At 67.1% G+C, this 17,559-nt stretch carries 15 protein-coding genes and 3 tRNA genes; 8 read left to right on the top strand and 10 right to left on the bottom strand.

Going from position 1 to position 17,559, the window contains the following annotated elements; all coding sequences use genetic code 11:
* Nucleotides 1-3 precede the first annotated feature (3 nt).
* The 4 genes from CYD53_RS06855 to CYD53_RS06840 all read right to left on the bottom strand — a co-directional run bounded on the left by CYD53_RS06855 (nt 4) and on the right by CYD53_RS06840 (nt 4,379).
* Nucleotides 4-1,227: an MFS transporter gene (locus CYD53_RS06855; RefSeq protein WP_103717361.1), complete on the bottom strand. Its 1,224-nt coding sequence runs from the start codon at nt 1,225-1,227 to the stop codon at nt 4-6.
* Nucleotides 1,227-2,636 carry an NAD(P)-binding domain-containing protein gene (locus CYD53_RS06850; RefSeq protein WP_103717360.1) on the bottom strand — a complete coding sequence of 470 codons (1,410 nt, stop codon included), beginning with the start codon at nt 2,634-2,636 and terminating at the stop codon, nt 1,227-1,229. The genes CYD53_RS06855 and CYD53_RS06850 overlap by 1 nt, the downstream gene beginning before the upstream one ends.
* Nucleotides 2,637-2,683: 47 nt before the next feature.
* Nucleotides 2,684-3,001: an ArsR/SmtB family transcription factor gene (locus CYD53_RS06845; protein ID WP_103717359.1), complete on the bottom strand. Its 318-nt coding sequence runs from the start codon at nt 2,999-3,001 to the stop codon at nt 2,684-2,686.
* A 103-nt stretch (nt 3,002-3,104) separates the two neighbouring features.
* Complete coding sequence (locus CYD53_RS06840) at nt 3,105-4,379, bottom strand: alpha-D-ribose 1-methylphosphonate 5-triphosphate diphosphatase (RefSeq protein ID WP_281261246.1); 1,275 nt, start codon at nt 4,377-4,379, stop codon at nt 3,105-3,107.
* A 105-nt stretch (nt 4,380-4,484) separates the two neighbouring features.
* Between CYD53_RS06840 and CYD53_RS06835 the strand changes: the two genes are divergently transcribed.
* Nucleotides 4,485-4,778 carry an Rdx family protein gene (locus tag CYD53_RS06835; RefSeq protein ID WP_103717357.1) on the top strand — a complete coding sequence of 98 codons (294 nt, stop codon included), beginning with the start codon at nt 4,485-4,487 and terminating at the stop codon, nt 4,776-4,778.
* 14 nt (nt 4,779-4,792) lie between these two features.
* Here CYD53_RS06835 and CYD53_RS06830 read toward each other — a convergent pair whose 3' ends face one another.
* From CYD53_RS06830 to CYD53_RS06810, 5 genes are all read right to left on the bottom strand, one after another.
* Nucleotides 4,793-5,779: a TRAP transporter substrate-binding protein gene (locus CYD53_RS06830; RefSeq protein ID WP_103717356.1), complete on the bottom strand. Its 987-nt coding sequence runs from the start codon at nt 5,777-5,779 to the stop codon at nt 4,793-4,795.
* Nucleotides 5,779-7,647, bottom strand: a complete 1,869-nt coding sequence (locus tag CYD53_RS06825; protein WP_103717355.1) for a TRAP transporter large permease — start codon at nt 7,645-7,647, stop codon at nt 5,779-5,781. Before CYD53_RS06825 ends, CYD53_RS06830 begins: the two co-directional genes overlap by 1 nt.
* A gap of 413 nt (nt 7,648-8,060) precedes the next feature.
* Nucleotides 8,061-8,134: transfer RNA gene (locus CYD53_RS06820), tRNA-Gly, on the bottom strand.
* A 133-nt stretch (nt 8,135-8,267) separates the two neighbouring features.
* A tRNA-Tyr gene (locus CYD53_RS06815) sits at nt 8,268-8,352 on the bottom strand.
* 106 nt (nt 8,353-8,458) lie between these two features.
* A complete protein-coding gene (locus tag CYD53_RS06810; RefSeq protein ID WP_103717354.1) occupies nt 8,459-9,028 on the bottom strand; it encodes an AAA family ATPase in 570 nt (189 codons plus the stop codon).
* Between the two features lie 118 nt (nt 9,029-9,146).
* Here CYD53_RS06810 and rlmB point away from each other — a divergent pair, with 118 nt between their 5' ends.
* From rlmB to CYD53_RS06780, 6 genes are all read left to right on the top strand, one after another.
* Nucleotides 9,147-9,956, top strand: coding sequence for a 23S rRNA (guanosine(2251)-2'-O)-methyltransferase RlmB (gene rlmB / locus CYD53_RS06805; RefSeq protein WP_103717556.1), 810 nt, complete (start codon nt 9,147-9,149; stop codon nt 9,954-9,956).
* A gap of 311 nt (nt 9,957-10,267) precedes the next feature.
* Nucleotides 10,268-11,920 carry an MFS transporter gene (locus CYD53_RS06800; RefSeq protein ID WP_181011742.1) on the top strand — a complete coding sequence of 551 codons (1,653 nt, stop codon included), beginning with the start codon at nt 10,268-10,270 and terminating at the stop codon, nt 11,918-11,920.
* Between the two features lie 122 nt (nt 11,921-12,042).
* Nucleotides 12,043-12,117 (top strand) — tRNA-Thr (locus CYD53_RS06795).
* Nucleotides 12,118-12,258: 141 nt separating this feature from the next.
* Nucleotides 12,259-12,687 (top strand): hypothetical protein, encoded by a 429-nt coding sequence (locus CYD53_RS06790; RefSeq protein WP_103717353.1) that lies wholly within the window; start codon nt 12,259-12,261, stop codon nt 12,685-12,687.
* A 272-nt stretch (nt 12,688-12,959) separates the two neighbouring features.
* On the top strand, nt 12,960-13,829 hold the full coding sequence (locus CYD53_RS06785) for an MBL fold metallo-hydrolase (RefSeq protein WP_245928122.1): 870 nt from the start codon (nt 12,960-12,962) through the stop codon (nt 13,827-13,829).
* 136 nt (nt 13,830-13,965) lie between these two features.
* Nucleotides 13,966-14,739, top strand: coding sequence for an NAD kinase (locus CYD53_RS06780; RefSeq protein WP_103717352.1), 774 nt, complete (start codon nt 13,966-13,968; stop codon nt 14,737-14,739).
* A 58-nt stretch (nt 14,740-14,797) separates the two neighbouring features.
* On the opposite strand, the gene CYD53_RS06775 is transcribed toward CYD53_RS06780, so the two are convergent.
* Nucleotides 14,798-16,348, bottom strand: a complete 1,551-nt coding sequence (locus CYD53_RS06775) for an MFS transporter (RefSeq protein ID WP_103717351.1) — start codon at nt 16,346-16,348, stop codon at nt 14,798-14,800.
* A gap of 169 nt (nt 16,349-16,517) precedes the next feature.
* Between CYD53_RS06775 and CYD53_RS06770 the strand changes: the two genes are divergently transcribed.
* Entirely contained in the window at nt 16,518-17,444 is a 927-nt protein-coding gene (locus CYD53_RS06770) for a LysR family transcriptional regulator (RefSeq protein WP_103717350.1), read from the top strand.
* Nucleotides 17,445-17,559: the final 115 nt, after the last annotated feature.

Here is a 17,559-nt window from a genome sequence, read left to right as displayed (position 1 = left end):
GGCTCAGCGCGCCTTGCGCGCCAGCAAGAAGAGCGCAATGGCGGCAAGCGCCGACAAGGCGACGAGAAGCAAGGTGCTCGGCATCAACCCCGCCCGCTCGATCAGGATGGCAAAGGCCAGCGGAGCAGCGGCTTTCACCGCGAGCCCCGGCGCCGAAAGCTTGCCCAGCATCGCGCCATATCCGGCCGGGCCGAAGAGCTGCAGCGGCACGGTTCCACGCACGATCGAGCTCAGGCCCAGGCTGACCCCGTAAGCGATGGCGAAGAGCCCGGCGAGCGTCGCAGTCGTGTTGCCGATCATGAGCATGAGGAGGCCGAACGGCATCAGCGCGGCTGAAGCCCAGGCCGTGGTGACGGGGTCGAGCGCGGTGCCGAAGAGCATCTCGGCCAGACGCCCCGCGACCTGCGAAGGGCCGACCATCGCGCCGATGCCGACAGCGAGCCCGGCGCTCAGGCCCAGCCCCTGCAGCATCGTCAGCATATGCACCGACATGGCCGAGACGACGAAGCCCTGCAGCGAGAAAGCCAGCGCGAGCAGCATGAAGGCGCGTCGCCGCGCCTCGCCTTCGAGATAGCCATCCTGCGGCGCCGTTGCCGCAACGGCTACCGGCGTCATAGCCGGCGGGCGATGCGGGCGCCTGGGCAGCATGAGCAGATGCAGGGGTACGCAGAGCACGAACTGCAGCACGGCATAGAGCCGGTAGATATCGCGCCAATCGAACCCGTTCAGCAGGGCGGTCGTCAGCGGCCAGAACAGGGTCGAGGCAAAGCCGCCGATCAAGGTGAGCTGGCTGATGGCGCGGCGCGCGCCACCGCCCTTCGCCTGCGTCAGGGCAGTGAAGGCGGCGTCGTACAGCACCATGGTCGAGACGAGCTCGAGTGCGATCATGGCGGCGAAATAGCCGATCGGCCCGCGTGCTTCCGCCAGCGCCAGCAGCGAAAGGCCGGCCAGGCCCGAACCCAGGCTCATGATCATGCGGGTGCCATGCTGGTCGATCAGACGGCCCACGAGCGGTGCGATCAGCCCGCCGGCCAGCAAGCCGGCCGCGAAGCCGCCATAGGTCCATTCCGGAGCCCAGCCGAAGCTCGCTGTCATGCCCGGCGCGAGCACGGCAAAGGCATAGTAGAGGCAGCCATAGCCGACGACCTGGGTAATGCCGAGGGCAAGGATGAGGGACAGCCCTCTCTCCCCGGACGGAGCGGGCGACGGCAGCAACGCGTGCGACATCAGGCTTCGGCCACCTCATGAGCGGCCCCGCGAACCGGCGCGCCGCCACAGCCGCAACCGGCCTCGCCTGAAGCCTTCGCCCGGGCGTCAGCCGCGCAGCAGGCATCGACCGCCGCAGGAGCTGGGCCGCCACAGCAGCCGGAGTCGGCCACGGCAGGGCCGCCGGGCCTCGTGCTGCAGACGCCAGTCTCAGGCAGCACGAGCTCGACCCGCCGCGCTGCCGCGTGATCGCCCGCGATCTCGGCGACGATCGAGCGGACCTGCTCATGGCCGGTGGCCAGCAGGAAAGTCGGTGCCCGGCCATAAGCCTTCATGCCCGCTATGTAGAAGCCGGGCTCGGGATGGGCGAGTTCGGCCGCGCCATGCGGGCGCACCGTGCCGCAGGAATGCGCGTTGGGATCGATCAGCGGCGCCAGAGCCGGCGAGCATTCCAGAGCCGGATCGAGCTCGACCCTGAGTTCACGCAGCAAAGCGAGATCGGGCCGGAACCCGGTCGCGACGATCAACTCGTCGACTGCCACATCGCGTCCGCCGCCATCGGCCGCCACAAGATGCAGACCCGCCTCCACCCGTTCGATCCGTTCGAGCTGGAAGGCAGTCTCGACCGCGATCAGGCCCCGCTCGACGAGCTTTGCGATGCGCATGCCCAGTTCGCCGCGCGCGGTCAACTGATCGGCCGCTCCACCGCCAAAGGCCTTGGACAGCGCGGCGCCGCGATAAAGCCAGACGATCCGGGTCTCGGGCGCGCGCTCCTGCAGATCGGCGAGCGCGATCAGCGTGCCGATGGCGGAATGTCCTCCGCCCAAAACCGCAATCCGCTTGCCGGCATAACGCGCCCGCACTTCGCCCAGCACATCGGGCATGCCGTAGCTGATCGCAGCAGCGGCCTCGCGCTCCCCGAGCGCCGTCAGTCCGCCCGAGCCGGCCGGATTGGGCGAGAACCAGGTGCCGGAGGCGTCGATCACGGCGTCCGCCAGCAGGGTCTGCTCGCCGGCTGCACTGGCATAGCGCAGAGCAAAGGGCGCGCGATCACGCCCAGTGGTCTTGACCTTGTCGAAGCCGGAGCGGGTCACGGAGTGCACGCGCGCATCGAAATGGATCGCATCGCGCAGCGCCGTGCGTTGCGCCAAGGGCGCAAGATACCGATCGATCAGCTCGCCGCCGGTCGGGTATCCGTCTGGATCGGGACGGCTCCAGCCGGATGCGGCCAGCAGCCGCTCCGCCGCGCCATCGATGTTGAAAGCCCAGGGCGAGAACATCGGCACATGCGCCCAATGCCGCACGGCATGCCCGACCGCACTGCCCTGCTCCAGCACGACCGGTCTCAGACCGCGTTCGATGGCATGGGCCGCTGCCGCCAGCCCAACCGGACCTGCCCCGATGATCGCAATGGTCTTGATCTCCGCCATCTCATGATCCTCAAATTCTGGAATAACCGAAATAGCAGACAGCGAAATCAGGCCGCGTCCTGCTCGTCTGGGCCGCAGCGGCTCTCGACGCAGCACTCGGCCACGAGGAACTGCAGCAACGCGTTCATCAGGTCGAAATTGGCCCGGCAGATCAGCGTGGTGCCGTCGCGCTCCTGGCTGACGAGCCCCACGATGATCAGCGTCTTGAGGTGATGCGACAGGGTCGAGGCCGCGATCTCGAGCCGCTGCTGGCACTGGCCGACCGAGAGCCCGTCATGGCCGGCGCGGACCAGCAGGCGAAAGAGCGAGAGCCGGGTCGGATTGCCCAGGGCTTCGAGTCTGGCGGCGGCGTCTTGCGTGTTCATGCAAGCATGATGAACCAGCTTCGACGATCCGTCAATCCATATTTCTAGAATCATGGAATAACATGGTTTCCACGGCGCCCCCCTGGCTGCGCTACCGGCAGCGTCATGCCAGAATGCTCTGATCCGCGAGATGGACGAGCCTGCCGCCGGCGATCGTCGCGACGACGCGCGGCTGCGGCCCCTCCGCGACCAGGATGAGATCGGCGCGCTTGCCCGGCGCGATCACGCCGCGATCATGCAGTCCCAGCGCCTGCGCCGGCGCTTGCGAGACCAGCTTCCAGGCCTCCGTGAACACCGCCGCCCCCTTGCGCGCCAGGACGAACGGGGCCAGCGCCAGCGCCGGGTAATAATAGTCCGAGGCCAGGATCGTGCAGAGCCCCTGGCGCACCATGTCCTCGGCCCCGGGGCAGCCGAGATGCGAGCCGCCGCGCACGACATTGGGCGCGCCGAAGACGATCGCCTCGCCATGGGCGGCAGCCTCTCGCGCCGTCGCCGCATCGATCGGGAATTCCGCGACGCGCACGCCGAGCGAGCGATACCAGGCCCGCATCTGCGGCGTCATGTCGTCATGCGACAAGGTCGGCACGCCAGCCTCGAGCGCCGCCTGCGCCAGCCGCGAGACCGAGCCCGCGACCTCGTCGCGGCGGGAATAGACCGCCTCGGCCAGCGTCATGAAATCGGCCGAGGACAGCCCGGTACGCTCGACCATCTTGGCAACCTTGGACGGGCGGACGCCCTCCTTCAGCAGGCCTTCGGTATGGTCGTTGAAGGCGAGCACGCCGACCCGACCCGTGGCGAGCCAGTCGAGGATCTCGGCCTCGGCATCGAGATTGAAGGTCTCATGGCGCAGATGGAAGCGCGTGTCCGCACCGAGCTCGGGGGCGAGGCGCGCCATCGCCTCGATCAGCGAGCGCGCATTGTCGGCGCCGCGCAGGCCCGGCTCCCAGGACCAGGTCACGCCATGGAAGGCGGTCGTGATGCCGTTCGCCAGCATGGCGCGATCGGCGTCGCGCAAGGCGAGATCGATGTCGAAGGAGACGCCGGGACGCGGCATGATGTGGCGCTCGAAGGCATCGCCATGGCAATCGACGATACCCGGCAGCACGAGCAGGCCGGACGCGTCGAGTCGTAAAGCACCGGCAGGAGCAGGTGCGCCCGGCTCCGCGATCCTGCCGCCCACGACGACGATATCGGCCTCGACCAGCTCCTCCAGCAGCGCCCTGCCACCCGCGATCTCGATCGACATCTCATTCCTCTCAGCCAGCGCGGCGAATCGGCGCGAACGCCCGCGAATGCAAACACCCGCGGATGAAAGTGACGCATGACGACGCGATGACGGCGGGCCCCGGTTGGCAACGCCGCAACGGGGCCGCGCCATCACGGCTTGCCCCGCCCCTCATATGCCGGCAAGAGGCTTGTGCGAGAACCGCGCGCGCCGGTCGGCAAAACGGTTCACCGCCTGACCGCTACGGAGCGAAAGCCAATGAGTGACGTGAAACCGCCGCGCATCGCCATCACCTACTGCACCCAGTGCAACTGGCTGCTGCGCTCGGCCTGGATGGCGCAGGAGCTGCTTCACACCTTCGGCCCCGATCTCGGCGAAGTCGCCTTGCGGCCGGGCTCAGGCGGGAGCTTCCAGATCCATTACGACGACGTGCTGATCTGGGACCGCGTCGCCGATGACGGCTTTCCCGACGTCAAGGCGCTGAAGCAGCGCGTCCGCGACCGGCTCGACCCCAGCCGTGACCTCGGCCATCTCGACCGGGCCGCGCATTAGCAGCCAATCTGGACTCACGCGCTCTTCGCCACCGCCTCGATCTTGTCGATGCCGCCGAGCTTGGACGCGAACGACGTCCAGACCTTGCGGGCGCCCTCCTCCCAGGCCGGCCGGTCCTGCGGCTGCACGACCTTGCCGCCTTCCGCTGCCGCCTTCGCCATCGAGGCCTCCTCGTCGGCGACGATCAGGTCGTCGAAATAGCCGACGCCCTCGGCGGCGGCGGCCGACAGCGCCGCCTTGTCTTCGGCTGAAAGTCCCTTCCAGAACGCCGCCGAAACATAGATCACGCCGGAGGCCCAGATATGGCCGGTCTCGATCAGATAGGGCACGACCTCGTGCAGCTTGAAGCCGACATAGGCCGATTTGGTCAGGTCCATGCAATCGACCACGCCGGTCTTCAGCGCGTTATAAGTCTCGGGGATCGGGATCGGCGTCGGATAGGCGCCGAGCCCCGACCAGAGCTCCGTGTGCAGCGGGCTCTGGATCACGCGGATGCGCTTGCCTTTGATGCCTGCGGGCGTGGTGATCGGCTCCTTGGCAAGGAGATGGCGCGCGCCGTAATTGATGAAGCCGAGCACGACGAAGCCCTGCCCCTCGAACTTGCCCTTGAGCTCGTCCCCGAGCGGCCCTGCCAGCACGCGCTTGAGATGACCCCGGTCGCGGAACAGGAAGGGCAGGTCGAGGATCTGGCTGTCGGGAACCCAGCCCGACAAGGCCGAGATCGTCGAGAGCGAGGCCTGGACCGATCCGAGCCGGACACCCTCGGCGACCTCCTTCTCGCCGCCCAGCGCCGCATTGCCGACGATGCGCAGGTCGAAGCGGCCGGGCGCGGTCCGGTTCAGGATCTCGGCGATCTTGCGCCAGACTCTGGTCTCGGGCTTGTCCTCGCCGAAGAGCGAGGCGACCGTCACGGGCCGGCCGGCCGCATGGGCCGCACGGGTGGAGAGCAGCGCGGGCGCGGCCAACAGGCTGGCCGTGATCTCGCGGCGAGTCGGCGACATCAGAACAACTCCTTGAAGGGTGGTGGAAACGAGGGCCAGGCCGCCGCCCCCAGGCACAGTACGGCTAGCGCCACCAGAAGCGTCGCCAGCAGCGGCAGGACGGCCCGGAAGACGGCGCCCGCCGGCACGCGGGTGATTCCGCTGACGACATAGACCAGGATGCCCAGTGGCGGGGTCAGCCCATGGATCATCAGGTTGACCACGAGGATGACGCCGAACTGGATCGGATCGAGCCCGGCCGAGATCGCAACGGGCAGGAGCAGCGGTGCCAGCAGCAGGATCGCCGCGCCGATATCGAGGAAGAGCCCGGCTACCAGCAGGACGAGATTTGCAAGCAGCATCACCGCATAGGGTCCACCGCCAAGCGCGGTCACCAGCCCCGCCATCTGGTCGGACACCCGGTCGACCGCGAGCAGGAAGGCGAAGGGCGCCGACGCCCCGATCAGCATGCCGACAGCTGCCGCTTCCGTCGCCGATTTGCGCAAAGCGCCGAAGACCGTGCCGATATTCAGGCTGCGCAGAGCCAGGCAGGCGATAAGCGCATAGGCCACCGCCAGCGCCGAAGCCTCGGTGACGGTGACGACGCCGAAGCGGATGCCGACCACGACGACGACGCCGAGCCCGATCGCCGGAAGCGCGCCGATGAAGCTCTTCGCCCGCTCCTGCCCGCTGGCCTTGGGCGCAGCATCGACCACTTCGCGCACGCTGAGATGGATGCCGATCGCCAACGCCAGCGCCAGAACCCCGCCGGCAATGAAGCCGCCGACCAGGAGCGAGCCGACCGACAGATTGGTCGCCGTCGCCAGGATCAGGAAGGCGATAGAGGGCGGGATGATGTTGTCGAGCATCGAGACGCCGGCCACAATCGCCGCCGCATGGGCCGGCGGATAGCCGCGCGCGATCAGGGCCGGCGCCATCACCTTGGCGCCGAAGGCGGCGTTGGCCACAGAGGAGCCCGACGCGCCCGAAAACAGCACGCTCGACATCAATGTCGTCTGTGCCAGCCCCGCCCGCCAATGCCCGACCAGCGAGGCGGCAAAGCGCACCAGCCGCTCGGCCAATCCGCCCGCCGTCAGCAACTCGCCGGCAAGCAGGAAGAACGGGATCGCCAGCAGCAGGAATTTCGAGACGCCCGAGACCGTGTTCTGGACGATGGCCGGCTCGGGCAAGAGCCCGCCGAAGGCGCCGCTGAGCGAGACGCCGGCCAGCAGCACATAGGGCAGCGGCGCACCCAGGATCAGCCCAAGCCCGGCGAGCGAGGCCGCAACCAGGCTCGGCGTTTCCACGAAAATTCCCGTAGCGCTCTGCGCCGCCAGGTAAAAGCCGATGCCGAGAACCAGCGAGGCCAGGGCCGCCGGCCAGGAGCTGTCCAGCGCGGCCCGCCACAGCACGACGACAACGGTCAGCCCGCCACCGACCGCGAAGGCGGCAAAACGCAGCCATTCCGGCAGGCCGAGGACAGTCGAGCTGCCGCCGACGAGCGCCACGACGCTGGCGCCGCCGCAGGCGAGCACGAGCGAGCCATGAACCGCGACCGCGTCGGCGAAGACCGAAGCCAGGCGCTGCGCTCCGGCAGGCAGCAGGCGCACGATCACGTCGAGCCGCATCGCCAGCGCACTGGTCGCGGCCAAGGGCGCGCCAACGGCGACCAGCGCCACGTTCAGCCAGATCGCCAATTCGTCGGACCAGACATATCCACCGCCAAATACATAGCGGCGCAGCACCGCGGCCATCACCACGGCGAAGAGCACCGCGAGGATGATGGCTCCTAGCCATTCCAGTCCCGCGACGAGGCCGAACAGCCCGCGCTCGGCGCGGCGACGCAGCGACGGCTTCGGTACCAGCGATGATGTCGCAAGGCTCGTCATGGCGCTAACGCAGTGGCTGGAATGCGCGTGGACGCAAGAGGCGGCTGCACATTCCTAGAAAACCAAGCGCGGCTGCAGCGCGAAACCCTGGCCCGCGCAGCTCCGCATCGATCGTGCGGCAGAGATGTTCACCAGCATTGCCGCACCGCGCGCCTTCGAGATCTTGCGAAGGCCGCCCCATGTCAAAACTGCAGGCACATTAGGGAGAAAGGCGGGCGGGTCCAGAGGCGCGGCTCAAAAACGATAAATCTCTGGAGAATCGACTGCTTCGAGAAAGCGCACTCGAAATCGGAGCGGGAATGACAGTGAATTTTCTTGCCGCCTTGCTGCGGCCCGGACATGCGGGGCGTTCTCGCGCGAGCGATTCAGGGGCGGCCCAATCCGGGCTCGAGCGTACGATGCTTTGGGGAGACTGGAGCGGGTACCGGGAATCGAACCCGGGTATTCAGCTTGGAAGGCTGCTGCTCTACCATTGAGCTACACCCGCATCGCCGGACCGGAATCGACGATGAATGAAGCGATGTCAAGATGCCGTGGCATGGTATCGGAAGCTGGCCGGCATCCGACGGCCCAGGGCACGCCGGAACCGCTTCGTCTTGCCGCTGCCGGGCAGGAAAGGATGGTGGGGGAAGCAGGACTCGAACCTGCGAAGGCATAGCCAGCGGATTTACAGTCCGCCCCCTTTGCCGCTCGGGACATTCCCCCGCCCGCGCCTGTTGCGGTTGAACCGCAGGCGACCGCCTGTGTCACTTGCGTGACGGGCGACAGGCGCGGCCGGACTTATGGTGACCGGGCTTCGGCGTGTCAACCCTCAGTCTCCAACCGAATGGAGCATTGCACCGATCCGTGCGGCAACAATGTCCGCGCGCGCCTCGATGCTTCCCAGGGGCAGCGCCGTCAGCGCATAGCCATGCTCGCGATAAACCGCGAGCATGGCGTCATGGGTGCGCCGCGCCTCATCGAAATCCTGCCGCCGCTCGGCGTCGTTCGCGAAGATGTCGCGCCAGGGCGGCGCGATGTAGACCTCGGTGGCATAGCGGAACCGCTCCAGCGCCCGGATAAGATGCGCCGGCACCGGCAGGCCGCACAGTCGCAGATATCCCGCGATGTCGGGGATTCCGCGATCGAAGACGACGCTGCCGCCGCGAGCGACCGCCGCCTGATAAGTCTGAAGGTCGAAGGCGAGCATCAATTCGGCGAAGAGCTCGCGATTCGCCCAGGGCAGGCCGGCGCCATCGATCGCGACCTGATCGCGGATGATCGCGCGCCCGGCCTCGGGCGAGGTCGCGATACCCCGCGCTGCCAGCGCCGCAAGCAGCGTCGTCTTGCCGGACCCCGGCCCGCCGGTGACGATGATCAGGCGCTCACTTGCATCTCCCATCGATCCTGTCTCCATTCTTGCGTTGAGTTTCGTCTGGATCGTGCCGTCGTGGCTCCTCGGCACTGGTCAAGCGGCGCGTGTCATGGCACGGCACAGCTCCGCCCCCTGGAGACCGATGATGCCTGCGCCGTTCCGCCCCAAGCCGGGAAGACCCGCTGGCCACCATGCCGGCGGCCGCCGGCCGCACCACTCCGACGGGCCGCCGCCGCATCGCCCCGGCGATATCGACGAGGCCGTGCTCTATGGCGTCCATCCCGTCATCGAGGCCTTGCGCAACCCCAAGCGCCGTCATCGCCGCCTGCTCGCCACCGAGAACGCGCTGAAGCGGCTGACCGAGGAGATCGGCGATTTGCCGCTGCAGGCCGAGCTCGTACGCCCCTCCGAGATCGACCGGCTGCTGACGCCCGATTCGGTGCATCAGGGGCTTTATCTCGTCTGCGATCCCCTGCCCTCGCCCGATCTCGACAGCCTGCCCGACGATGCGGTCGTCCTGGCGCTCGACCAGATCACCGACCCGCACAATGTCGGTGCGATCCTGCGCTCGGCCGCCGCCTTCGCGGCGGCAGCGGTGATCGTCACCATCCGCCATTCCCCGGCCGCGACCGGTGTGCTGGCGAAATCGGCCTCGGGCGCGCTCGAACATGTGCCGCTGATCGCCGTGCGCAATCTCGGCGATGCGCTCGACGAACTCGGCAAGCGCGGCTTCCTGCGCATCGGCTTTGATTCGGACGGCGAGGTCGCCTTCGACGATGTCGAACTGCGTCGTCCGCTGGTCATGGTGATGGGCGCGGAGGGCAAGGGCCTGCGCCAGCGCAGCCGCGACCTCTGCGATCATGTGGCGCGGCTCGAGGTGCCGGGTACGATCACCAGCCTCAACGTCTCGAACGCGACCGCGATCGCGCTCTACGCCGCCAGCCGGCGGCGTTGAGGCGGCCCCGGCTCGACCGGCACGCGGCGAGCCAGGAATCGTCGACCCCAGCGCGCTCGCTCCGGCATGGGCATGACGGTGCCGATGGCCGGCCGGAGCTCTCAGCCAAACGTCGTAAGCCTAAAGATGCAAGACCATCTGCCTGATTGCACTGCGTAATTCGTGCGCGCATTGCTTCGGTCAGACCGGAAATGGGGGGGCCTTTGGCCTCAGTCCGGCGACATGGGGCTACGCTTCGCAAGAAAACGAGCCGCGTGCAATCGGGCAGTCCGGATTTTCCGACTGTCGGGCAACGAGCAGGGGAGAAAGCCATGAGCATGGCAGCACAGACATCGGGGGCCGCGACGCCGCGCCCGATGTCCAAGGAAGAACGCAAGGTCATCATCGCCTCGTCGGCCGGCACGGTCTTCGAATGGTATGATTTCTATCTGGCCGGCTCGCTCGCCGCCAACATCGCGCAGACTTTCGTTCCGGGCACCAACGACACGGCGAAGTTCATCTTCGTCCTCTTCGGCTTCGCTGCCGGTTTCGCGGTGCGTCCCTTCGGCGCGCTGTTCTTCGGCCGCCTCGGCGACCTGATCGGCCGCAAATACACCTTCCTCGTCACCATGACCGTCATGGGCCTGGCGACCTTCGTCGTCGGCCTGCTGCCGAGCTTCGAATCGATTGGCTATCTCGCGCCAACCGCCTTCATCATCTGCCGCCTGCTCCAGGGCCTGGCGCTCGGCGGCGAATATGGTGGTGCAGCGACCTATGTCGCCGAGCACGCCCCGCAAGGCCGGCGAGGCTTCTACACCTCGTGGATCCAGACGACAGCGACCGTCGGGCTGATGCTGTCGCTGATCGTCATCCTGGTCCTGCGGCTCAGCATGACGCCTGAGGCCTTCGCGGCCTGGGGTTGGCGCGTTCCGTTCCTGGTTTCGATCCTGCTGCTGGGCGTCTCGATCTGGATCCGCCTCCAGCTCGCCGAATCGCCGGCCTTCGTGAAGATGAAGGAAGAGGGCACCGGCTCGAAGGCTCCGCTCAGCGAGGCTTTCGGCACCTGGTCCAACGCCAAGATCGGCCTGATCGCGCTCTTTGGCGGCACCGCCGGCCAGGCCGTCGTCTGGTACACGGGACAGTTCTACGCCCTGTTCTTCATGACCCAGACGCTGAAGATCGACGGCACGACGGCCAACCTCCTGATCGCACTCTCGCTGCTGGTGGGCACGCCGTTCTTCATCTTCTTCGGCTGGCTTTCCGACAAGATCGGCCGCAAGCCGATCCTGCTGGCGGGCTGCCTGATCGCCGCGATCAGCTACTTCCCGCTGTTCACGATGCTGGCCAAGACCGCAAATCCGAAGCTGATCAGCGCGACCGAGACGGTGAAGGTCGTGCTCACCGCCGATCCCGCCAAGTGCGGCTCGCTGTTCGACCCGGTCGGCGTGCGTACCTTCACCGAGCCTTGCGACACCCTGCGCCGGACGCTCGCGACCAACTCGATCCACTACGACCTCGTCAACGGTCCCGCCGGCTCGGCTTTGGCGGCGACGATCAACGGCGCGCCGACGGCAGCCGCTGACCTGGTCACGGCGGCACAGGCTGCGGGTTATCCCAAGGCCGGCGATCCGACCATCCTGAAGACGCCATCGATCGGCGAGATGTTCAGCAGCGCCCGCGCGTTGCAGGCCGCCGGTATCCTGTTCATCCTCGTCATCTTCGTGACGATGGTCTACGGGCCGATCGCAGCCCTGCTGGTCGAACTCTTCCCGACCCGCATCCGCTACACCGGCATGTCGCTGCCCTACCATATCGGCAATGGCTGGTTCGGCGGCTTCCTGCCTCCGACGGCCTTCGCCATCGTGGCGGCAAGCGGCAACATCTTCTCGGGCCTCTGGTATCCGATCATCATCGCGATGATGACCTTCGTCGTTGGCCTCCTGCTGCTGCCGGAGACCAAGGATCGCGACATCTACAAGTCCTAAAGCCGCCTGCAACGGCCCTGACGCGAAGCCCCGCCCTTGTGGCGGGGCTTTTCTTTTGGCGTGGACGACCCGATCTTGCTCTCGTCGCGATCGACTGGTAACCGCATGCCTTGTGATCGGACGCCGGTTTAGCTCAGCGGTAGAGCAGCGGTTTTGTAAACCGAAGGTCGGGGGTTCAATCCCCTCAACCGGCACCAGTCACGATCGGGGCCTCGATGCAGGCGGCCTGCATTTTGCTGGCGACGACACGGGAAGACGACGCAGGAAGCCGATGCCGGGAGCCGAAGCAAGGCTGCTGCCGGCGGCACGCATCGTAAGGAACCGCCTGGACGAGGATGATGGATACTCGACCGGAACATCTGCTGGCGCTGGCCGAACGCTGCGAGGAGGCGAGCAAGCCCGATCGTATGCTCGATGCCGAGATCTACGAGGCGCTGGGCTACACCGTCCGGCGCAAGCCCACCAATCTGGTCAGCCGGCGCGCGCCTGCGGGCGGCATCTACCAGCAGGGCTCGCTGTGGAAGACGCTGGGCACCGTCTCCGGCGACATCGAGGTCGCCGTCGGGCTGTTGCGTCAGAAGGCCCCGGAATGGGGCTGGAGCCTGCAATGCATGACCGGCGAGAACACCGCAGCCTTCCAGGCGCTGGTCGCCGAATGCACCGGCAACGGCGTGATGGGGTCGCTGGCGCTATGCGCGGCGATGCTGCGGGCCTTCGCGCGGCAGGACGATCACGCGCCCCGGCAACGTCCCTCCTCGAAGCCTTGAGCGCCAGAGCTGGTTCAATTCAACAAGCCGCGCCTTTGGGCAGGGTAACCCCGTTCACGGAAACTTGACCCCGCGCGACCACGCGGCTGTTGAACCTGCCACACTGGTCTTTAGGCTCCGGCGACGCTGAACCAAGCCAAGGGGGAAGACTGTCCATGATGAAACTCGAGCCATCGCGCCGCGCTGTCCTCGCCAGCGCAGGCGCGCTTGCCGTTGCCACGACTTTCGACCTGCCCGCCGGGCCCCGTCCGGCCCAAGCGCAAGGAGCCCCCGTGAACCAGGCCCCCGGATTCTATCGTTACAAGATCGGCGACGTCACCCTGACCGCCATCAATGACGGCTTCGGCAAGCGGCCGCTTGAAGGCTTCGTCAGGAACGCCGAACTCGCCGACGTCAAGAAGGCGATGGAGCAGGCTTTCCTGCCGGCAGACGCGCTGAACATCACCTTCACCACGCTCGCCATCGAGAGCGCCGGCAAGCTGACCTTGATCGACACCGGCAACGGTGATTCCGGCGCGCCGACTTCGGGTACCTGGATGGCCAATTTCAAGGCTGCCGGCTTCGATCCCAAGAACGTCTCGACCGTGGTCTTCAGCCATTTCCACGGCGACCATATCAACGGCTTCCGCCTGAAGGATGGCAGCACCGTCTTCCCGAACGCCGAGGTGATGGTGCCGGCCGCCGAATGGGCCTTCTGGATGGACGACGCCAAGATGAGCGCCGCGCCGGACGCCATGAAGGGCGCCTTCGCCGGCGTCCGCCGCGTCTTTTCACCCATCGCCAAGGATGTGAAGCGGTTCGAGAGCGGCAAGGAGATCCTGCCGGGCCTGACCGCGATCGCCGCGCCCGGCCACACGCCGGGACACACCACCTTCGCGCTGAGCTCCGGCTCGGGCAAGCTGATGATCATGTCCGACACCACCAACCATCCGGCGCTGTTCGTGCGCAATCCGGACTGGTCGGCCGTGTTCGACATGGACGGGCCGCAAGCCGCGGCGACGCGCCGCAAGCTGCTCGACATGGTCTCGGCCGACAAGATGCAGGTCGCGTTCTACCACGCCCCCTTCCCCGCCACGGGCTACATCGCCAAGGCCGGCAACGGCTTCGAGATGGTGCCGGTGCAGTGGAGCGCGGCGATCTGACGGGCGCATTTCGCGCAAATCATCCGAAAGGCCGGGATCAAGTCCCGGCCTTTTTTATCGGCGCGGTCTCGCGGGGCCCGCTCCGGCCATGCTAAGCACGGCTCGGCTCCCATGCGGAGCACCGTCAGGACATGCGATGACCGCGCGTTTCACCGCCATTTCCTTCATCGCCAGCGAGACGCCGGAGGCGCAGGCCGCGCTCGCCAAGCTGGCCGAGCGCTACGGCAACGCCGATCCGGCGACGGCCGATGTTGTCGTCGCACTCGGCGGCGACGGGCTGATGCTGCAGGTACTCCACCGCTTCCTCGGCACCGGCAAGCCGATCTACGGCATGAATCGCGGCTCGGTCGGCTTCCTGATGAACGAGTTCCGCGAGCGCGGCCTGACGCGCCGGCTCGAAGCCGCGCAACGCAGCGTCGTCCATCCTCTCTCCATGCATGCGGTCGACGACAGCGGCGCCAAGGTGCATGCCAAGGCGATCAACGAGGTCTCGCTGCTGCGCCGGTCCTACCAGGCGGCAAAGCTGCGCCTCTCGGTCGACGGCCAGGTCCGCCTGACCGAACTCATGGCGGACGGCGTGCTGCTGGCGACGCCGGCGGGCTCGACCGCCTATAATCTCTCGGCCAACGGCCCGATCCTGCCACTCGACGCGCCGCTGCTCGCCTTGACGCCGATCTCGGCCTTTCGGCCCAGGCGCTGGCGCGGCGCGCTGTTGCCCGACCACGCCAAGGTCACGATCGAGGTGCTCGAGGCGGAGAAGCGGCCGGTCAGCGCCGTCGCCGACCATACCCAGATCGAGAACGTTGTCCTGGTCGAGATCGAGATCGACCGCAGCGTCGACCTCGTCATGCTGCACGACCCCGGCCACAGCCTGGACGAGCGGATCCTGCGCGAGCAGTTCGGCTACTGAAGGCGCGCTCGCAGGCCGCGTTCGAAGGCGACGCAACTGCCGACGATGAGGCACGGGCTCAGGCTTGCGAGGCGCAGAGACGCTCCTCGGTCTTTTCCGCCGGCTCGGAGGCTTGCTCCATCCCACGCCCGAGAAAGACGAAGACGACGATAGCGGTGACGACGGTGACGGCGCAGAGCATCAGGAGGAGCGTGGTAAAGGCGGCGCCATAGCCCTGAAGCAACATTGCTTGACCAATCTGCGGCGTGGCGGCCGTTGCGCCCGCCAGATCGCCGGTAACAAGACGTTGCGCGGCCGCGCCAGCATTCGCAGCCGCACCGCCCGCCGCCAGATGCCCCGCCGTCAGGGCCGAGAGCACGGCGCTGACCACAGCCAGCGCCACGCCTTCGCCAGCGACGCGAGTGGTGCTGAAGATGCCGGTCGCCATGCCTGCGCGCTCCTTGGGCACGACGCTGACGGCAAGCCCGTCCATCAGCCCCCAGGGCAGGCTGATACCGGTGCCGATCAGCACCATGGGCAGGACAACGCCCATGCTCTCGCCACCGGTCGATATCCGGCTCAGCCAGAACAGGCCGAGAGCCGCAATCAGAAGCCCGACGCCGCAGATCGTCGCCGGCGAGAACCAGCGCGTCAGCAGGCCGGCTGCAATCGGAAGCACAAGCAGCGGCGCCGACAAGGCGATCATCAGGCGGCCGGCGGCGATCTCGCTCAGGCCCTCGATGCCGATGAAGCGCACCGGCAGCAGGATCAACAGCACCACGAAGGCATAGGCAGGTGCTGCCGCCAGCAACTGCACGCCGACGAAGCGCGGATAGCGGAACAGGGTCAGGTCCAGCATCGGCCGGGCGACGCGCCGCTCGATCACGCCAAAGGCGATGAACAGCGCAACGGCGCCGGCCAGCAGGCCCATCACGGTCGGCTCGGTCCAGCCGCGCTCGGGCGCCAGCAGCACCCCATAGGTGAAGAGCGCGAGCCCCAGGGTGAAGCTGATAGCGCCCGACCAATCGAGCCCGCCCGCCTCCGGATCGCGCGATTCCCGGAGAGCGCGCATGCCGAGCGCGAAGGCCAGTACCGCCAGCGCGACCACGAGCCCAAAGATGCTGCGCCAGCCGAAGGCATCGATCATCAGGCCCGACGCGATCGGCCCGAAGGCGAGGCCGACGCCGAAACTGGTGCCGACGATGCTGAAGGCGCGAATGCGTGCCGGCCCGTCGAACTCCTGGGCAAGTGCCGCCATGCCGCTCGAAAAGGCGGCTGCCGCCGCCACGCCCTGAGCTGCGCGCCCCAGATCGAACCAGAGGATATCGGGCGCGACGGCGAGCGCCATCGAGAGCACGACGAATGCGCCCACACCAACGAGGAAGACACGCTTGCGGCCATAGGCATCGGCGAGCGCGCCTGCCGCCATCAGGCTTGATCCGAAGGTCAGCATGAAGGCGTTGGTGACCCAGTTGAGCGCGATCGGGCTGCCGCCGAGGGCCCGACCGATGACAGGCAGCGCCACGGCCGGCCCGGTGAAGGTCAGCGGCATCGCCGCGGCGGCAAGGCACACGGAGAGAAGCACGAGCGCTTGTTGGGCCATATTCGGCCGCGTGGTGGTTTGCGTCATGGATATGATTGTCCTGTTCGGCATCCGGCGGGATGGCCGGCTCGCAGCGGCCGAGGCTCGCCTTCGCTTCGAAACAGGATAATCTTGAGGTAATGGCAGCCAATAGGCTATCTGATCCGATATAAGCGGAATAAAACGCTCGAATTATCGCACTCCGAGAGGACCAGGCATGGATTCATTGACGGGTCTGATGGCCTTCGTGCGCACCGCAGATCTTGGCAGCTTCGTCGCGGCGGGCCGCGTGCTCGGACTGTCGGCTTCGGCTGTCGGCAAGGCCGTGACCAAGCTCGAGCAGCAACTCGCAATCCGGCTTTTCCAGCGCTCGACGCGCAGCCTGCGGCTGACCGAGGAGGGGCGCGCCTTCCACGAGCGCTGCCGGCGCATTCTCGACGATCTCGACGACGCCCGCGCGATGCTCGCCCGCACGATGGAGGTGCCGCGCGGTCGGCTGCGCGTCAGTACGCCGATCGTCAGCTATCATCTGCTGCTGCCGGTGCTGCCTGAGTTCATAACGCGCTATCCCGAGATCGAGATCGATCTCGATTTCAATGATCGCCTCGTCGATCTGATCGACGAGGGCGTCGATGTTGCGATCCGCAGCGGCGTCCTGCCGGATTCGCGCCTGATGGCGCGCAGCTTACGCCCCTTCCAGATGCTGCTCTGCGCCGCGCCGGCTTATCTGGAACGCCACGGCATACCGGAATGCCCGCGCGATCTCGACCGGCATCTCGGCATCCGATTCCGCTATCCCAACAGCGGCAAGGTCCAGCCCTGGCCGCTCACCCTGCCTGCCGGAGAGCCGGAACTGCGCACGCGCACGGTCATGACCTGCAACAATATGGAGGCCCTTCGCGGCGCCACCATCGCTGGCCTCGGCATCGGCTGCATGCCGGATTTTCTGGCGCGCGAGCCGCTGGCGGACGGCGCGTTACGGACCCTGCTCGACGACCGGATCGACGGTCCCGGCCAGTTCAGCCTGATCTGGCCTTCGAACCGCAACCTTTCGCCAAAGGTCAGGGTCTTCGTCGATTTCGTCGGCGACAGGCTATTCGCGGCGCGGTGCGAGACCCCGGCAGACGCCTATCGCGCTTTGTAAAGCGTCTTCGAGTGAAGTGGGCGTCGGTTCGCGTTAAGAAAGCGCGTTAAAACGAGAGCGAGATATCGTCGGCTGGCGCGGGGTCACAGCACACCCAGAGGGTCTCACAAGCTCG

It is taken from the genome of Allobosea psychrotolerans (assembly GCF_002917105.1).
Classification (GTDB): Bacteria; Pseudomonadota; Alphaproteobacteria; order Rhizobiales; family Beijerinckiaceae; genus Allobosea; species Allobosea psychrotolerans.
This window is presented reverse-complemented; position numbering and strand designations above follow the sequence as displayed.